The organism is Mycobacterium sp., from assembly GCF_035314665.1.
GTDB lineage: Bacteria > Actinomycetota > Actinomycetes > Mycobacteriales > Mycobacteriaceae > Mycobacterium.
Window position 1 is genome coordinate 1 of sequence record NZ_DATFZD010000195.1, and the last position, 17,432, is coordinate 17,432.

16 protein-coding genes are annotated in these 17,432 nt (G+C 65.1%); 10 read left to right on the forward strand and 6 right to left on the reverse strand.

The features are described 5' to 3' along the window. On the forward strand, positions 1–2,427 hold a 2,427-nt coding region (locus VKI00_RS15030; RefSeq protein WP_414687201.1), incomplete at its 5' end, for an aminotransferase class I/II-fold pyridoxal phosphate-dependent enzyme. 39 nt (positions 2,428–2,466) lie between these two features. Here VKI00_RS15030 and VKI00_RS15035 read toward each other — a convergent pair. Together VKI00_RS15035 and VKI00_RS15040 are read right to left on the reverse strand one after the other, a co-directional pair. Next, entirely contained in the window at positions 2,467–2,910 is a 444-nt protein-coding gene (locus VKI00_RS15035; RefSeq protein WP_324438655.1) for a tautomerase family protein, read from the reverse strand. A gap of 9 nt (positions 2,911–2,919) precedes the next feature. After that, on the reverse strand, positions 2,920–3,501 hold the full coding sequence (locus tag VKI00_RS15040) for a helix-turn-helix domain-containing protein (protein WP_324438657.1): 582 nt from the start codon (positions 3,499–3,501) through the stop codon (positions 2,920–2,922). Between the two features lie 266 nt (positions 3,502–3,767). Here VKI00_RS15040 and VKI00_RS15045 point away from each other — a divergent pair, with 266 nt between their 5' ends. The 3 genes from VKI00_RS15045 to VKI00_RS15055 are packed head-to-tail and all read left to right on the forward strand — an operon-like array spanning position 3,768 to position 5,894. Next, positions 3,768–4,292 carry a DUF302 domain-containing protein gene (locus tag VKI00_RS15045; RefSeq protein WP_324438659.1) on the forward strand — a complete coding sequence of 175 codons (525 nt, stop codon included), beginning with the start codon at positions 3,768–3,770 and terminating at the stop codon, positions 4,290–4,292. 34 nt (positions 4,293–4,326) lie between these two features. Continuing rightward, the gene (locus VKI00_RS15050; RefSeq protein ID WP_324438661.1) at positions 4,327–4,758 is read left to right on the forward strand and encodes a tautomerase family protein; all 432 of its coding nucleotides are present in this window, start codon (positions 4,327–4,329) and stop codon (positions 4,756–4,758) included. A 35-nt stretch (positions 4,759–4,793) separates the two neighbouring features. Next, positions 4,794–5,894, forward strand: a complete 1,101-nt coding sequence (locus VKI00_RS15055) for a zinc-binding alcohol dehydrogenase family protein (RefSeq protein WP_324438663.1) — start codon at positions 4,794–4,796, stop codon at positions 5,892–5,894. A gap of 45 nt (positions 5,895–5,939) precedes the next feature. Here VKI00_RS15055 and VKI00_RS15060 read toward each other — a convergent pair whose 3' ends face one another. The 4 genes from VKI00_RS15060 to VKI00_RS15075 form a co-directional block, all read right to left on the reverse strand. Next, positions 5,940–6,479: a GNAT family N-acetyltransferase gene (locus tag VKI00_RS15060; protein WP_324438665.1), complete on the reverse strand. Its 540-nt coding sequence runs from the start codon at positions 6,477–6,479 to the stop codon at positions 5,940–5,942. Next, positions 6,479–7,684 carry a serine hydrolase domain-containing protein gene (locus tag VKI00_RS15065; RefSeq protein ID WP_324438667.1) on the reverse strand — a complete coding sequence of 402 codons (1,206 nt, stop codon included), beginning with the start codon at positions 7,682–7,684 and terminating at the stop codon, positions 6,479–6,481. The genes VKI00_RS15060 and VKI00_RS15065 overlap by 1 nt, the downstream gene beginning before the upstream one ends. 85 nt (positions 7,685–7,769) lie before the next feature. After that, entirely contained in the window at positions 7,770–8,588 is an 819-nt protein-coding gene (locus tag VKI00_RS15070; protein WP_324438669.1) for a DUF6065 family protein, read from the reverse strand. Between the two features lie 240 nt (positions 8,589–8,828). Then, the gene (locus tag VKI00_RS15075; RefSeq protein ID WP_324438670.1) at positions 8,829–9,497 is read right to left on the reverse strand and encodes a class I SAM-dependent methyltransferase; all 669 of its coding nucleotides are present in this window, start codon (positions 9,495–9,497) and stop codon (positions 8,829–8,831) included. Between the two features lie 504 nt (positions 9,498–10,001). On the opposite strand from VKI00_RS15075, the gene pyrR reads away from it, so the two are divergent. The 6 genes from pyrR to carB form a co-directional block, all read left to right on the forward strand. After that, positions 10,002–10,586 (forward strand): bifunctional pyr operon transcriptional regulator/uracil phosphoribosyltransferase PyrR, encoded by a 585-nt coding sequence (pyrR, locus tag VKI00_RS15080; protein WP_324438672.1) that lies wholly within the window; start codon positions 10,002–10,004, stop codon positions 10,584–10,586. After that, positions 10,583–11,539 carry an aspartate carbamoyltransferase catalytic subunit gene (locus VKI00_RS15085; RefSeq protein ID WP_324438674.1) on the forward strand — a complete coding sequence of 319 codons (957 nt, stop codon included), beginning with the start codon at positions 10,583–10,585 and terminating at the stop codon, positions 11,537–11,539. The genes pyrR and VKI00_RS15085 overlap by 4 nt, the downstream gene beginning before the upstream one ends. Beyond that, positions 11,536–12,828, forward strand: a complete 1,293-nt coding sequence (locus tag VKI00_RS15090; protein ID WP_324438676.1) for a dihydroorotase — start codon at positions 11,536–11,538, stop codon at positions 12,826–12,828. Before VKI00_RS15085 ends, VKI00_RS15090 begins: the two co-directional genes overlap by 4 nt. After that, positions 12,825–13,337: a transporter gene (locus VKI00_RS15095; RefSeq protein WP_324438678.1), complete on the forward strand. Its 513-nt coding sequence runs from the start codon at positions 12,825–12,827 to the stop codon at positions 13,335–13,337. Before VKI00_RS15090 ends, VKI00_RS15095 begins: the two co-directional genes overlap by 4 nt. Positions 13,338–13,342: 5 nt before the next feature. Next, complete coding sequence (carA, locus tag VKI00_RS15100; RefSeq protein ID WP_324438682.1) at positions 13,343–14,452, forward strand: glutamine-hydrolyzing carbamoyl-phosphate synthase small subunit; 1,110 nt, start codon at positions 13,343–13,345, stop codon at positions 14,450–14,452. Further along, a partial coding sequence (gene carB / locus VKI00_RS15105; RefSeq protein WP_324438680.1) for a carbamoyl-phosphate synthase large subunit occupies positions 14,452–17,432 on the forward strand: 2,981 nt, incomplete at its 3' end. The genes carA and carB, both read left to right, overlap by 1 nt.

Here is a 17,432-nt window from a genome sequence, read left to right on the forward strand (position 1 = left end):
GCCAAAGAACAGCAGTTCTACACGGTTCTGCTCGCCGACGATTCCCCTCCCACCGCCCCCGAGGGCTTGGCGGAAAGTCTGCGCGCGCTGCGCGACCCCTCCGACGATATGCAGTTCGAGCTGTTGGTCGTGAGCAGCGTCGAGGACGCCATCACCGCGGTCGCGTTGAACGGGGAGATTCAAGCGGCGATCATCCGGCATGATATTCGGCTGCGGTCCCGGGACCGGGTGCCGTTGATGACGACCTTGCTCGGCGCCAACGACAAAGTGGTGGCCACCGACCGTACCCACGACTGGGTGGAATGCGGCGAGTGGATCCGCGAGCTGCGGCCACACATCGACCTTTACCTGCTCACCGACGAATCGATCGCCGCCGAGACCGAGGATAAGACGGACATCTACGACCGCACCTTCTACCGACTCAACGACGTCACCGATCTGTACAGCACCGTGCTCGCTGGCATCCGGAACCGTTACACCACACCGTTTTTCGACGCGCTACGCGCTTATGCGGCACGGCCGGCCGGTCAATTCCACGCCCTTCCGGTCGCCCGCGGCGCCAGCATCTTCAACTCGAAGTCGCTGCAGGACATGGGCGAGTTCTACGGCCGCAATATTTTCATGGCCGAGACGTCGACCACATCGGGCGGACTGGACTCGCTGCTGGACCCGCACGGCAACATCAGGGCGGCGATGGACAAAGCCGCCAAAACCTGGAATAGCAACGAGACCTACTTCGTCACCAACGGGACGTCGACGGCAAACAAGATCGTCGTGCAGGCGCTCACCCGGCCCGGCGACATCGTGCTGATCGACCGCAATTGCCACAAGTCGCACCACTACGGGCTGGTGCTGGCGGGCGCCTACCCGCTGTACCTCGACGCCTACGAGCTGCAGCCGTTCGCGATCTACGGAGCCGTACCGCTGCAAACGATCAAAAAGGCGTTGCTCGACCTGGAGGCGGCCGGACAGCTGGACCGAGTGCGCATGCTACTGCTCACTAACTGCACGTTCGACGGCGTGGTCTACAACCCGCGGCGGGTGATGGAAGAGGTGCTGGCGATCAAGCCGGACATCTGCTTCCTGTGGGACGAGGCGTGGTACGCGTTCGCCACCGCGGTGCCGTGGGCGCGGCAGCGCACCGCGATGGTTGCCGCCGAGCAACTCGAGTCGATGTTGTCGTCTCCGGCCTACGCCAGGGAGTACCAAACGTGGCGCGCGGAGATGCCCGGGTTTGAACCAGGTGAGGCCCGTGCGGAGTGGATCGAACACCGGCTGCACCCCGACCCGAGCCGGGCACGCGTGCGGGTCTACGCGACACACTCCACCCACAAGTCGCTGTCGGCGCTGCGGCAGGCGTCGATGATCCACATCCGTGACCAGGATTTCAAGGCGCTCACCCGCGATGCGTTCGGTGAGGCGTTTTTGACGCACACCTCGACCTCACCGAACCAGCAACTGCTGGCATCGCTGGATTTGGCGCGACGGCAAGTCGATATCGAAGGTTTCCAACTGGTCCGAAACGTCTACGACATGGCGCTGGTTTTCCGGCACCGCGTCCGCAAAGACCGCTTGATCAGCAAGTGGTTTCGCATCCTCGACGAGTCCGACCTGGTTCCCGACCAGTTCCGGCTCTCGGAGGTCAGCTCCTACCGACAGGTGCGCCAAGGTGCGCTGGCGGAGTGGAACGAGGCGTGGCGCTCCGACCAATTCGTCCTCGACCCGACGCGGGTCACCCTGTATGTGGGTCAGACCGGTATGAACGGATACGACTTCCGCGAGAAGATCCTGATGGACCGGTTTGGCATCCAGATCAACAAGACGTCGATCAACAGTGTGCTGTTGATCTTCACGATCGGTGTGACCTGGTCGAGCGTGCACTACCTGCTCGATGTATTACGCAGGGTGGCCACCGATTTCGATCGCAGCGAGTGCGCGGCCGGCAAGGATGATCGTGCGCTGCAACAGCGCCGGGTTGAGGAGATAACCGAGGACCTGCCGCCGCTGCCGGACTTCAGTGAATTCGACGTCGCGTTCCGACCCGGCGGCGCCAGCTCGTTCGGCGACATGCGTGCGGCGTTCTACGCCGGATATGAGGAGTCCGACCGCGAGCACGTCCTGGCCGGTGAGGCCGCGCGACGCCTCGCCGACGGAAAAACGTTGGTGTCCACCACTTTCGTCGTGCCGTATCCGCCCGGCTTCCCGGTGCTGGTTCCAGGTCAGGTGGTCTCCAAGCAAATCCTGTATTTCCTTGCCCAACTCGACGTCAAGGAAATCCACGGATACGACCACGACCTGGGGTTGTCGGTGTTCACCGAGGCGGCACTCAAACGGATTACCGCGGCGCGGCGCGCGGTCGCCGAGGCAAACGGAAACGGCAAAGGGTCGTACGTGGCCGCGGCATCGACGCGGGCCGTTCTCGGCTAGCGGAAGTTGCGGCGCCTCCAGTCAACACCACGGGGTTGGTTACTGCCCTCCACGCCTAGCCAATTCATCGCGCACGTCTTGCGGGAGCTCATCGACCCAGGCCTGCTCGCCACGCGGTTCAGGCAAAACACGGCCGAACTCGACCATGTCGGTGTGAGCGAGGTCGTTCAGATACACCCACACCACCGATTCGGGAACGTTCAGCACCCACATGAGGAGATCTCGAATTCCGATCAGGATGTCGTTCTTGGCGGTGCTGGCCCGCTCGGCGCGAATGTGGCCGTAGACGAACACGCCGTTGTGGGGCGCGGGCTGCAAACCTATGAAATGCTCGTCTGACTTGAGGTTGCGGAAAATGCACTGGGAGAATGCAACTGGAGCTCCCGTGTACCGGCTGTGGATCCGCGCAATTCCCGCTGCGATCTGAGACTTCTGCTCAGCCGTGATTTGACCCTCGTGGGCATAACACATGTACGTGGGCATGAACCCTCCCTAGGCGGCTGCCTCGGTGTCGGCGGTTGCGGCCAGTTGGGCGATGGCCAGGTCGAACGGCTCGGGGCTGCGTAATACGCGGCTGAGGATGAGCGCTCCTTCCATGCTGGTCCACACGTTGGTGGCCAGCCGCACGGCCCTCTCGTGGGGGAGGCCCTTTTCGGTGAAGCGCGCGGCCAGCGTAGTGATCAGATCCTCGAAGGACCGCCGGGCCACGTCGCTCAGCACATCGGAAGCGGGCGTCGTCTCGATGACGATGGGAGCCACAGCGCACCCCTCGCGGTAGTTGCTGGCGACCAGGTCATCGCGTTCTCGGCCCATGAAGACCTCGATCAGCTGCGCCGCGGTGGTCGTGGTGGCGGCCGCGCGGTTGATATCGGCGATGCGGACGGAGGCATGCAGAAGGGTGACCTCGCTGGCGAGCTCCTCCTTGCCGCCCGGGAAATGAAAGTAGATCGATCCGCGCGGGGCGGCGCTCTCGGTGACGACGTCCGACAAAGCGGTGCCCAGATAGCCGTGCTCGCGGAACAGCCGTCGCGCGGCGGCGACCATGCGTTCCTTGCTATCAGTCTTCTTTGGCATGTCGCCCATCATACATATCTCTTGACAGCTAGTCGAATGTGGTTGTAACCTCGCTCTCATATAGTAAGTATGACGCCCGACATAGTTCGGCCCGGATCGAGCAAACGAAGCGTCCCCGCCGCTACTGACGAGCCGCGCCAGATCGATGAAGGGAGTCCAGTCATGCCAACACCGCAGTACGGCGATTACCAGTTCGACATCGTCATAAATCAATGTGGCGCGGGGGAATTCAGAGAGAAACAAAAGGAGAAATCATGACGCAATCATTGAAGGGCCCGATCGAAACGGTCTCCCATCAGGTCGATCGGTTGACGATCCAGATCGACGACTCGTTCGACGGGTTCAGGGATCGCTATGAGCGAGCAGTACCTGCGTTTCAGAGCGAACGGTTCGACTCGCTCGTCAAGCGCGGCGTCGACTGGCAGACCATTCTGCAAGCCACGGCAGAGAACGCGCCACACGACTTTATTCTCTACTGGTCGCACGACTTCACGTCGCTGATGAGTCTGGCCGGAGACGGCGGCCGTTGTGTCGAGTACCTCATGGGCAATCACACCATTGCGGAAAGGATGTACCGCTACAACCCGGCTATTCTGCTCTATGCGCCCTTGCGCACCGCCCTTGTGGAAGACGCCGACGGCGTCACCTGGTTCACCCTGGACCAACCCAGCACCCGGTTCGGCAGCTTCAACACGCCCGAAATCACGGAGGTGGGAATCGAATTGGATCACAAGCTTGCCGCGTTGCTGGAGTACCTCAAGGTCCCCGTGCCGACCGCGCTCACCCGGTGACACCAAACCAGTAGAAAAATGGAAAGGAAACATCATGCCCGTCTACCAGTGCTATAGCCCGAAAGGACTTCTCAGCAAGTCCGCCAAGGCCAAGCTCGCCGAAGAGATGACCAACATGTACTGCAACGTCACCGGAGCGCCGGGGTCATGGGTCAAGGTTCTGTTTCACGAGATGCCCGAGGGCGAATGCTTCGCGGGCGGCAAACCAACAGCGCAATCTTTAATTCTCGGCATTAACCGGGACGGACGTTCCCTCGAAACGCGACAGGGAATGCTGCGCCAGCTCTCGGAGATGTGGACACGTATCACGGGCCAGCCGGAAGCCGAGCTTTGGATCTCGGTGACCGAGACTGATCATACAGATGTGATGGAGGCCGGATCGTTGATTCCCGCGCCCGGCTACGAACATCAATGGTTCGCCGAAAAACAGGTCAGACTCGCCGAATTACGAAGCAGGGCAGGATGATACGCTCGCGAGAGCCGGCGGAAAGCAGCAGGGTCATGAAGCAGACTCAGACGATTCCGGAGACGTTTCTCGGCGTCGGTTACACAAGAGACCGGGGCGGGCTGCCGCTTGAGGCGGTGCGCGTTCCCGTCCGGCAGCCGGCAACCGACGAGGTTCTGATCCGCGTGGCCGCCTCGTCGCTCAACCCGCTGGAGTACAAACTGGCCGATCTCAATTTCATGGGACGGACGCCGCCGGTCGCCCTCGGTCTCGATCTCGCCGGGGTGGTGGTCGCCGCGGGCGATGGTGTGACTGGCTTGGCCGTCGGCGACGCGGTAGCCGCCATGGCCGATTTGAATGGTGATGGCGGCTGGGCCGCGACAGGCGAAGGCAGCTACGCCGTCGCACACCAATTCCTCACCGTCGGCAAGCCGCCATCCCTGAGCTTCCGCGATGCTGCGGCGCTTCCAATGGCCTTCTTGTCCGCTTTCGCGGGTCTTTATCCGGCGTTCCGCGCGGGTGATGCCGTCTATATCCCGGGAGGTGGGGGAGGCGTCGGGCATCTCGCGGTGCAGATGGCGGCACGTGCCCTCGGGGCCGGACTGGTCATCAGCAGCGGCAGCACACCGCAATCGATCGCACTGGCCAAGCAGTCCGGCGCCCAGCACGTTTTCGACTACAAGCGCGACGACGTCGCTGCCGAAATCGCGAAGCTGGCCGGTGGCCGCGGCGTTGACCTCGTCTTCGATGCCACCTACAGCGAGCATGGTTTTGTCGAGACTGCGAAAACCGTTCGGCGGGGCGGCAGCTGGATCGTGCTCGGCGTCGGCCCTGGCAAGACGACACGGCTGGTCGAAACGCACAGCCCGGTAGATGCCATCTTGGCCGAGCGCGACGCGAAGCATGTCAACGTCAATCTGCTGCGCTACTTCTCCGAACCCGCCACGCTCGACGGCGAGGCACGCGCCTTTCTCCAGCGTGGGATGGCTTTGGCGATGGAGTGGGCGGCGCAGCGAGTTGTGGTCCCGCACATCGGCCAGACCATCGACAGCACCGTCGACGCGATCAATGCGGGACTGCAGTCGCTGAAGGCGGGCCATGGCGTACTGGGGAAGGTGGCAGTAATCGTCGATAGCGACCTGGCCGCGGGGAAGTGACGGGCGATCGGCTTGCGTCTTCGTGTTCGGCGCAGAGGTGCCAAATCAGCGCAGCGCCTTGGCGTAGAGCAGGCTGTCGCGCGGTTCGGGCCCGAGGTTGGGGTAGATCGTATGACGGGCCAGGCGACCTTCAAGCGTGAAGTCGGCTCGCTCCAATACGCGCGCGGAACGCACGTTGTCCACATGACACGTAGCCCACACGCGGTAAACGTCGGGGTCAGCGCGCAGGGTCGCCATCAGCATGTCGAGCGCTTCGGACATCAAACCCTTGCCCCACCAACGCCGACCGACGGAGTAACCGATTTCTGCGGCGTACGGTAGCGGACGCGCGCAACTGAGCATCCCGACGATCTCGCCGCTATGCTGCAGCACCATCACCCAGGTTCGCAGGTGTGCATCCACGTTCATTCGTTCGGTGATCACCCGCCGCGTTACCCCCACGTCGGGGTGCGGTGTCCACAGCAGATATTTGGTGACCTGGGGATCGCGGCCAATCCTTTGGAACAGCGCGCCGGCGTCGTCGAGTACCGGCAGGCGCAGCAACAGCCGCGGCCCGGCGATGCGCTCAGGTGTGAATTCGGCCATCAAAGGCCTAGCGCGCGATAGGTGCGGTGCACGAATTTCGGCTGCACCGCTTGCAGTTTGGCGCGTGATGTGTTCCCGGCGACTGCGGCGGCGGCGTCACCCGCCATTGTCGGCATGTTCTGAATCAGGTAGAGCATGATCAGGTCCGCGGTCGGGTCGGCTTGCCACCACGTCCCGTATGCACCGGGCCAGCTGAAGGTCCCGAGACCTCCCGGCCCGAATAACGGCGCCGACTTCGCCGGATCGGTCACCACCGATAGGTTCAGCCCGAACCCGCGGCCGATCCAGAACGGCGCGCCGAGAAATGGGTGCTGCTTCTGCTCAACAGTGAGCCGATCGGTGCGCATCAGCCGCGCCGACTCCGGCGAGAGCACCCGCACACCATCCAATGCCCCTTCGCCCATGAGCATTTCGACGAACCGCAGATAGTCGTCGGCCGTCGACCACAACCCGCCGCCCGCGTTGCAGAACGCCGGCGGTGAGATATGCGGTTGCCCCATCACGTCGTGTTGTAGCCGGTCGTGCTCATCGAGCCGATACATGGTCGCCGCGCGGCGGCGCCCCTCCACCGAGACGAAGAATCCGGTGTCAATCATGCCCAGCGGCTGCAGGATTCGCTCGTCGAGCATCTGATAAAACGGCTTGTCCTCGATGCGTGACACCAGCACGCCGATGACATCGATGGCGTGGCTGTAGGTCAGCCGCTCGCCCGGCTGGTGGACCAGCGGCAGCTCGGCAAGCGCAGCCAGCCACGCGTCGGGTCCGCGCCCGAACGGCAGGCGGACGTAAGCGCGGGATATCGGTCCGCCCACCGAGAACCCGTATGCGAGGCCGCTGGTATGGGTGAGCAGGTCCTCGACCAGGACCGCGCGCTGCACCGGATGTGTTCGGTCCAGCGGCCCGGTCGGGTCGTCCAGCACCCGCACGTCGGCGAACTCCGGCAACCAACGCACGATCGGGTCCCGCAACGCCAGCTTGCCCTCGTCGATCAGGCTCATCGCCGCAGCGACAGTGACCGGCTTGGTCATCGATGCGATGCGAAACAGCGTGTCGCGCTGCATTGGCAACTTGGCGTCGACGTCGCGGTAGCCGATCTCGTTGACCTGCAACACGCGTCCGTGCTGCCACACCACGGTCACCGCACCGGCGAGCAGACCGGCATCGAAGGCTTCGCGGATGGAGGCCTGATTGCCCTCGAGATTCACCGGTCCAGGTTAGTGCGCGCCATTACGGACGGACGAGCCAGAACAACCATCGGTGGTAACCCTCTACGAGGCCGCTTTCGTGCGGCTATTCGAGCCCGGCCACGTCCAACCCTTGCGACTTCTCAGGTTCAGGCTGAACAAATGGACGAAGACGACGGCGAGTCTGGTGATCCGGCGTGCCGGCCTCGCCGTCGGCGTGTCGGCCTCGCGTGTAGTCGCCTTGCCACTCCACTTGCTCTCCCGCGGCGACCCTCTCGATCTGCTCGATTTGCTTTGCCGCGTCACGTGAGCGAAGAAAGATCTCATGCTTGCGCTGCAGATCTTCATCGGACTCGATTCGCCTGAGTTCAGGGGCGAACTCTTCAAGCTCGGCTCGGCGCTGCGGGACGATCATGCATATCGGTTCGTCGACCTCGAATCGCACCGGCATCAGTTTACGGGTGAGTTTCCAGCTCATGCTGAAACTTGCGCTCGCCCAGTCGGTTTCGACGATGCCCTCTAGCGGAGAAACGGCGTCCTTCGGATAGTTCGCCGGTCCGCGGACCAACAGGTTGTAGCCCGGCGGAGTGCGAAACACTATCGGCAGATGCCAGGTCAGGATGCCGTTACCAAAATGGCCGAGGGGCAGGAACTGTTCGGTGTCGCGCTTGTCGGGTGTGATCTTGATGTCCAGGCCGTTTTGTTCACCGACCCACGTAGCGGTGAACCCGTACCGATTGCGCAGCTCCCAGCCGCTTTGGTTGGCCATCAGCATCGGTAAACACCGATTAGGCCAACCCTTACGGGACTCTGTGATCTCTGACATCCACGTCCGGCTAACCGGTGCCGGGGCTATCTGCGGTGCGTCATCGCGGGTGGTGAACCCGATCAGTGGACGGATCGGGCTGCTGGACTTGTCGCTCATCGGATCCTCGATTAGCTGGGGGTGCCCGTTGCGACAGACATTGAAATCCCTTCCCCAGAAACGTGGGGCACGCCATGCTTCGGCGGCGGCCCATTAGCAAGTGAACGCACAGCATACTCAGAGCCCGTCGGGTTGGCGCTGGTAACCGACTTTCTGGGCCGTTGCGACGCCATCCTGGCGCAGCGAGAGGATGATCACCGCGGTCTGGCGAGCTTCGCGGTGGCGTTAACCCGCCGGACGCTAGTGCCGCTGCGCCCTGACGTACCAGAACGCCATCTCGACTTGCGAGCCGTCGATCTCGCGCTGCCAGGTAGCGGGCTCCAGCGATTCGATGTTCCAGCCCGCGCCGCCGAGGACGTCGCGCAGCGTCTGCTCGGACACCGCAGGCCGTGGCCATTCGTCGTCGGAGGGGTTTGCGTCGGAGAAACAGCTGAGCAACAGGGTGGCGCCCGGCCTGGTTGCGCGATGGGCCGCGGCCGCGTAGCTGCGCTTGGCGTCGTCGTTGAGGCAGTGGAACATGCCGCTGTCGACGACGGTGTCGAATGCGTCGGTGTAGCCCTCGAGCTTGGTGGAGTCGGTCACCGCGAACGTCACGTTGACCCCGGCGTCCTTGGCCCGCCGTTCGGCGGTGATCAGCGCGGTCGGCGAGATGTCGAGGCCGGTGACGTTGAAGCCCTGCCGAGCCAGGTAGATGGCGTTGTCGCCCAGTCCGCACCCGATGTCCAGCACATCACCGTGAACCCAGCCACCCTCGTGCCAGGCGACGACGTTCTCCTTGGGGGCCTTGGTATCCCACGGCGGCGTCGCCATTGCTGGGACGCCTTCACCCGGGCTTTCGCCTCGATAGAGGGCATCGAAATCGTACCGAGCACCGCCAGAAGGTTGGGGAGAGGAACTCGCGCTTGTCATGCCCGCCAGGGTAGTCCCCGATTGCCGGCGCCGGCAGGTGGCTTCGATGTCGCGGCAGCCGATCTCGTTGATCTGCAACACTTCTCGACGAACGCAACGCCGCGTCGTCGCTTTGGGGATCGCGTTTTGATAACGGAACAGTCTCTGCCTCAGAAATTCCTGAGAAATGCTGAAGGATGGGTGTGTCCGGTTCGTCTGTCTCGTCGGCGGCATCCAGGTAACCGATGGAGGCGGCAATGAGTCACGACCACAACAACCGCGCGCGCCGAGCGGGCGGTCTCGCCGTCGGGGGCGCGCTGATTTTTAACCCGGAGTTTCTGCTGATGGGCCTGACGGATACCGCGCTCGGCCTGTGACCGCGGCCGCATTCCAGCGGCGTTCAGTTTCATACCACGGCACGCGGCTCGGATTGTCTTCCCTGAGCCCCCGGGTGCTACGCTGCGCACCAGTCGACATCCTTTAACGATCCGTCCAGAGAGGCGGAGAAGGAGGTCAGGATCTCGCATGGGTGCCGCGGGTGAGGCCGCTTTCCGCAGCGGACCGAGGGAATTGATGTCGGCGGCCGACGTGGGTCGCACCATTTCCCGTATCGCACACCAGATCATCGAAAAGACAGCGCTGGATGGCGCCGATTCGCCTCGTGTGGTGCTGCTGGGTATCCCGACCCGCGGCGTGAGCCTGGCCAACCGCCTGGCCGCCAACATCGCCGAATACAGCGGTGTCGAGGTGGGCCACGGTGCGCTGGACATCACCCTGTACCGCGACGACCTGATGCAAAAGCCGCCCCGGCCACTGGAGGCCACCTCGATTCCGGCCGGTGGCATCGACGACGCATTGGTCATTCTCGTCGACGACGTGCTCTACTCCGGGCGCTCGGTGCGCTCGGCGCTGGACGCGCTGCGCGATCAGGGCCGGCCGCGAGTCGTGCAGCTGGCCGTGCTGGTCGACCGCGGCCACCGCGAACTGCCGCTGCGCGCCGACTACGTCGGCAAGAATGTGCCCACCTCGCGCGGCGAGAGCGTGCACGTGCTGCTCGCCGAACACGACGGCCGCGACGGCGTGGTCATCTCGCGGGAGGATGCGCCATGAGCAGGCACCTGCTGGCCGCCGGAGACCTCAGCCGCGCCGAAGCTACCGCCATCCTCGACGACGCCGACCGGTTCGCCCAGGCGCTGATGGGCCGCGAGGTCCGCAAGCTGCCGACGCTGCGGGGCCGGACGGTGATCACGATGTTCTACGAGAACTCGACCCGCACCCGGGTGTCGTTCGAGGTCGCCGGCAAGTGGATGAGCGCCGACGTGATCAACGTCAGCGCGGCCGGATCCTCGGTGGGCAAAGGCGAATCGCTGCGCGACACCGCGCTGACGCTGCGCGCGGCCGGCGCGGACGCGCTGATCATTCGGCACCCGGCATCGGGGGCGGCGCACCGGCTTGCCGACTGGACGGCCAGCGGGGACGGCGGCCCGTCGGTGATCAACGCCGGCGACGGCACCCACGAGCACCCGACCCAGGCGTTGCTGGACGCGCTGACCATCCGGCAGCGACTCGGCGACATCGACGGCCGACGCGTCGTCATCGTCGGCGACATCCTGCACAGCCGGGTCGCCCGGTCCAACGTCATGCTGCTGGCCACCCTGGGTGCCGAGGTGGTGCTGGTGGCACCGCCGACCCTGCTGCCGGTCGGGGTAGCCGACTGGCCGGTCACCGTCTCCTACGATCTCGATGCCGAGCTGCCCGCCGCCGACGCGGTGCTGATGTTGCGGGTGCAGGCCGAGCGGATGAACGGCGGTTTCTTCCCGTCCGCCCGCGAGTATTCGGTGCGCTACGGGCTATCCGATCGGCGCCAGGCGATGCTTCCCGGCCACGCGGTGGTGCTGCATCCCGGCCCGATGCTGCGTGGCATGGAGATCTCGTCTTCAGTAGCCGACTCGACGCAATCAGCTGTGCTGCAACAGGTTTCCAACGGTGTGCACGTGCGCATGGCGGTGCTGTTCCATCTGCTAGTAGGGACAGGGTCCGCCGGAAAAGAGGTCGTGGCATGAGCGTGCTGCTCCGCGGGGTGCGCCTGTACGGCGAGGGCGAGCGGGTCGACGTGCTGGTCGACGACGGTCAGATCGCCGATATCGGCGCCGGGCTGGCGATTCCGGACCACGCAGATGTCATCGACGCCACCGGGCAGATCCTGCTGCCGGGCTTCGTCGATCTGCACACCCATCTGCGCGAGCCCGGTCGCGAATACGCCGAGGACATCGAAACCGGTTCGGCCGCTGCGGCTCTCGGCGGATTTACCGCGGTGTTCGCGATGGCCAACACCAACCCGGTCGCCGACAACCCGGTGGTCACCGACCATGTCTGGCACCGCGGCCAGCAGGTCGGTCTGGTCGACGTGCACCCGGTCGGCGCGGTCACCGTCGGGCTGGCCGGAACCGAGCTCACCGAAATGGGCATGATGGCCGCCGGTGCTGCGCAGGTGCGGATGTTCTCCGACGACGGCAAGTGTGTGTACGACCCGCTGGTGATGCGCCGCGCGCTCGAATACGCGACCGGCCTGGGCGTCCTGATCGCCCAGCACGCCGAAGAACCCAGGCTGACCGTTGGGGCCGTCGCGCACGAAGGGCCCAACGCCGCCAGGCTGGGGTTGTCGGGCTGGCCGAGGTCCGCCGAAGAGTCGATCGTCGCCCGCGACGCCTTGCTGGCCCGCGACGCCGGCGCCCGAGTACACATCTGCCACGCCTCCACAGCGGGCACCGTCGAGATCGTCAGATGGGCTAAGTCCCAAGGTATTTCGATCACCGCCGAGGTCACGCCCCATCACCTGCTGCTCGATGACAGCCGGCTGGCCAGCTACGACGGGATCAACCGGGTCAACCCGCCGCTCAGGGAAGCCGCCGACGCGCAGGCGCTGCGTCAGGCGCTGGCCGACGGGGTGATCGACTGTGTGGCCACCGATCACGCCCCGCATGCCGAGCACGAGAAATGCGTCGAGTTCGCGGCGGCGCTGCCTGGCATGTTGGGGCTGCAGACCGCACTGTCGGCGGTGGTGCAGACGATGGTCGTCCCCGGCCTGCTGACGTGGCGTGGTGTGGCGAAGGTGATGAGCGAGAACCCGGCCCGCATCGTGGGGCTGCCCGACCACGGTCGACCGCTGGAAATCGGGGAACCGGCCAACCTGACCCTGGTGGACCCCGACGCCACCTGGACGGTCGCCGGTCCTGAACTGGCCAGCCGTTCGGCCAACACTCCGTACGAAGCGATGACGTTGCCCGCCACCGTGACCGCAACGCTGTTGCGCGGCAAGATCACCGCCCGCGACGGAAAGAGCCCGGCATGAATTCCGGAACACTGGTCGCATCGCTGATAATGGCCGCGATTTTGGCGCTGCTGATCGCATTCGTCATCCAAATGATGATGCGCGGCTGGCGAGCGCGCGCCCGACGGCAGGCCGAGCTGATCGGCACGCTGCCCGACATGCCAGAGTGGACCGGCTCGGCCACCATCACCACCCGCGGCGTCTATGTCGGCTGCGCCATGGCACCGACCTGGAGCGAGCGGATCACCGCCGGCGACCTCGGCTACCGCAGCAGGGCGGTGCTGAGCCGTTATCCCGGGGGGATCCTCGTGCAACGCATCCGGGCACAGCCGATCTGGATCCCCAAGGAGTCGATTTCCGCCATCCGTACCGAACGCGGCGTCGCCGGAAAAGTCGGCGCCCGTGACGGAATACTGGCGATCCGATGGCGGCTGCCGTCGGGAGTCAAGATTGACACGGGTTTCCGGGCGAACAACCGCGACGAATACGTGACCTGGCTGCAGAGCTGGCCGGAAGGAGTCGCGCTGTGAAGGCCATGCTGGTCCTCGAGGACGGCCGGACGTTCACCGGAACCGAGTTCGGGGCCATCGGGGAGACTCTGGGCGAAGCGGTCTTCTCCACCGGCATGTCCGGCTATCAGGAGACCCTGACCGACCCGAGTTATCACCGCCAGATCGTGGTGGCCACCGCCCCGCAGATCGGCAACACCGGATGGAACGGCGAAGACGCCGAAAGCCGCGGCGACAAGATCTGGGTCGCGGGCTACGCGGTGCGCGATCCCTCGCCGCGAGCCTCGAACTGGCGGGCCACCGGAACTCTGGAGGACGAACTGGTCCGTCAGCGCATCGTCGGGATCGCCGGTATCGACACCCGCGCCGTGGTGCGCCACCTGCGCAGCCGCGGCTCGATGAAGGCGGGCGTGTTCTCCGGAGCCGCGCTCGCCGATGCGCCAGAGCTGGTGGCTCGGGTGCGCGGCCAAGAGCCGATGCTGGGCGCCGACCTGGCCGGCCAGGTCAGCACCGCCGCCGAATACATCGTCGAACCCGAAGGGCCGCACCGGTTCACCGTCGCGGCGATCGACCTCGGGATCAAGACCAACACCCCGCGCAATTTCGCTCGTCGGGGAGTCCGCAGCCTCGTGCTGCCGTCGTCGGTGACCTTCGGCCAGCTCACCGACCTCAATCCGGACGGCGTGTTCCTGTCGAACGGGCCCGGCGATCCGGCCACCGCCGACCACATCGTCGACGTGACCCGCCAAGTGCTGGACGCCGGAATTCCGTTGTTCGGCATCTGTTTCGGCAACCAGATTCTGGGCCGCGCGCTGGGCCTGTCCACCTACAAGATGGTGTTCGGTCACCGCGGTATCAACATCCCGGTGATGGATCACGCCACTGGGCGGGTCGCGGTGACGGCGCAGAATCACGGCTTCGCGTTGGAGGGGGAGGCCAACCAGCGGTTCGACACGCCGTTCGGCGCGGCGGTGGTCAGTCACACCTGCGCCAACGACGGTGTTGTCGAGGGCGTCAAACTTGTTGACGGAAAAGCGTTTTCGGTGCAGTACCACCCGGAGGCCGCGGCCGGTCCGCACGACGCGGAATACCTGTTCGACCAATTCGTCGACCTGATGGCAGGGGAGGGCCGCTAGTGCCACGTCGCACTGACCTGCGTCATGTCCTGGTGATCGGCTCAGGGCCGATCGTCATCGGACAGGCCTGCGAATTCGACTACTCGGGCACCCAGGCCTGCCGGGTGCTGCGCGCCGAAGGACTCCAGGTCAGCCTGGTCAACTCCAACCCGGCCACCATCATGACTGACCCCGAATACGCCGATCACACCTACGTCGAACCGATCACCCCCGGCTTCGTCGAACGGGTCATCGCCCAGCAGGCCGAGCGGGGCAACAAGATCGATGCGCTGCTGGCCACCCTGGGCGGGCAGACCGCGCTCAACACCGCGGTCGCGCTCTACGAGAGCGGAGTGCTGGAGCGCTACGGCATCGAGCTGATCGGCGCCGACTTCGAGGCCATCCAGCGCGGTGAGGACCGGCAGCGGTTCAAAGACATCGTCGCCAAGGTCGGCGGCGAATCGGCCCGCAGCCGCGTGTGTTTCACTTTTGCCGAGGTTCGCGAGACCGTCGCCGAGCTCGGCCTTCCCGTGGTGGTTCGGCCGTCGTTCACGATGGGCGGCCTGGGCTCGGGGCTGGCGCACAGCGCCGAGGAGGTCGACCGGATGGCCGGCGCGGGGTTGGCCGCCTCGCCGAGCGCCAACGTGCTGATCGAGGAATCGATCTACGGCTGGAAGGAATTCGAGCTTGAGCTGATGCGCGACGGCAAGGACAACGTCGTCGTGGTGTGTTCGATCGAGAATGTCGACCCGATGGGCGTGCACACCGGCGACTCGGTGACCGTGGCGCCGGCGATGACGCTGACCGACCGGGAATACCAACGGATGCGGGATCTGGGCATCGCGATCCTGCGCGAGGTCGGCGTCGATACCGGCGGCTGCAACATCCAGTTCGCGGTCGACCCGACCGATGGTCGGTTGATCGTCATCGAGATGAACCCGCGGGTGTCGCGGTCCAGCGCGCTGGCATCCAAGGCCACCGGTTTTCCGATCGCCAAGATCGCCGCCAAACTCGCCGTCGGCTACACCCTTGACGAGATCCTCAACGACATCACCAAAGAGACCCCGGCCTGCTTCGAACCGACCCTGGACTATGTGGTGGTCAAGGCACCGCGGTTCGCGTTCGAGAAATTCCCCGGCGCCGACACCACGCTGACCACCACCATGAAATCCGTCGGCGAAGCAATGTCTTTGGGCCGCAATTTCATCGAAGCACTCGGCAAGGTGATGAGATCGCTGGAGACCAAGCGCGCCGGTTTCTGGACGGGAGCGGACCCCGACGGCGGCGTTGACGAGGTGCTGGAGCGGCTGCGCACACCCACCGAGGGACGGCTGTACGACATCGAACTGGCATTGCGGCTGGGCGCATCGGTCGAACGGGTGGCCGCGGCCTCCGGTGTCGACCCGTGGTTCGTCGCACAGATTGCCGAACTCGAAACGTTACGCCGGGAGGTGGTCGACGCCCCGGTGCTCGATGCGGATCTGCTGCGGCGGGGTAAGCACAGCGGTCTGTCCGACCGCCAAATCGCCGCGCTGCGGCCCGAATTGGCCGGCGAGGACGGCGTGCGGACGTTGCGAAGGCGGCTCGGCATCCACCCCGTGTACAAGACCGTCGACACCTGCGCTGCGGAGTTCGAGGCCAAGACGCCGTATCACTACAGCAGCTACGAGCTCGACCCGTCCGCCGAGACCGAGGTGGCCCCGCAGACCGAGCGGCCCAAGGTGCTGATCCTGGGCTCGGGGCCCAACCGGATCGGGCAGGGCATCGAATTCGACTACAGCTGCGTTCATGCCGCAACGACGTTGTCGCAGGCCGGTTTTGAAACCGTAATGGTCAACTGCAACCCGGAGACGGTGTCCACCGATTACGACACCGCCGACCGGCTGTACTTCGAGCCGCTGACGTTCGAAGACGTCCTGGAGGTATTCCACGCCGAAGAGCTATCCGCCGGAGGCGAAAACGGGGCGGGACCGGGCATCGTCGGCGTCATCGTCCAGCTCGGCGGCCAGACCCCACTGGGATTGGCGCAGCGGCTCGCGGATGCGGGGGTGCCGATTGTCGGCACGCCGCCGGAGGCCATCGACCTGGCCGAAGACCGCGGCGCGTTCGGCGACCTGCTGTCGGCCGCCGGGTTGCCGGCACCGCGATACGGCATGGCAACGACCTTCGCCCAGGCCCGCCGAATCGCCGCCGAGATCGGTTATCCGGTGCTGGTGCGGCCGTCGTACGTGCTGGGCGGTCGGGGCATGGAAATCGTCTACGACGACGACACCCTGCAGGGCTACATTGCCCGCGCCACCGAACTCTCACCCGAACACCCGGTGTTGGTCGACCGCTTTCTGGAGGATGCGATCGAGATCGACGTCGACGCGCTCTGCGACGGCGACGAGGTCTACATCGGCGGGATCATGGAGCACATCGAAGAGGCCGGCATCCACTCCGGCGACTCGGCGTGTGCGTTGCCGCCGGTAACCCTGGGCCGCAGCGACATCGAAAAGGTGCGTCGCGCAACCGAGGCGATCGCCCACGGCATCGGAGTGGTGGGCCTGCTCAACGTGCAGTACGCGCTGAAGGACGATGTGCTCTACGTACTGGAGGCCAATCCGCGTGCCAGCCGCACGGTGCCGTTCGTCTCGAAGGCCACCGCGATACCACTGGCCAAGGCCTGTGCTCGCATTATGTTGGGCGCCAAGATTTCTCAACTGCGCGGTGAGGGAATGCTGGCGGCCTCCGGCGACGGTGGCAGTGCGGCGCCGAACGCCCCAATCGCCGTCAAGGAGGCCGTGCTGCCGTTCCACCGGTTCCGCCGCGCCGACGGCTCGAGCATCGACTCGCTGCTGGGCCCGGAGATGAAATCGACCGGCGAGGTGATGGGGATCGACCGCGACTTCGGCAGTGCCTTTGCCAAAAGCCAGACCGCCGCCTACGGATCGCTGCCCGCCGAAGGGACCGTGTTCGTGTCGGTGGCCAACCGCGACAAGCGGTCGCTGGTGTTCCCGGT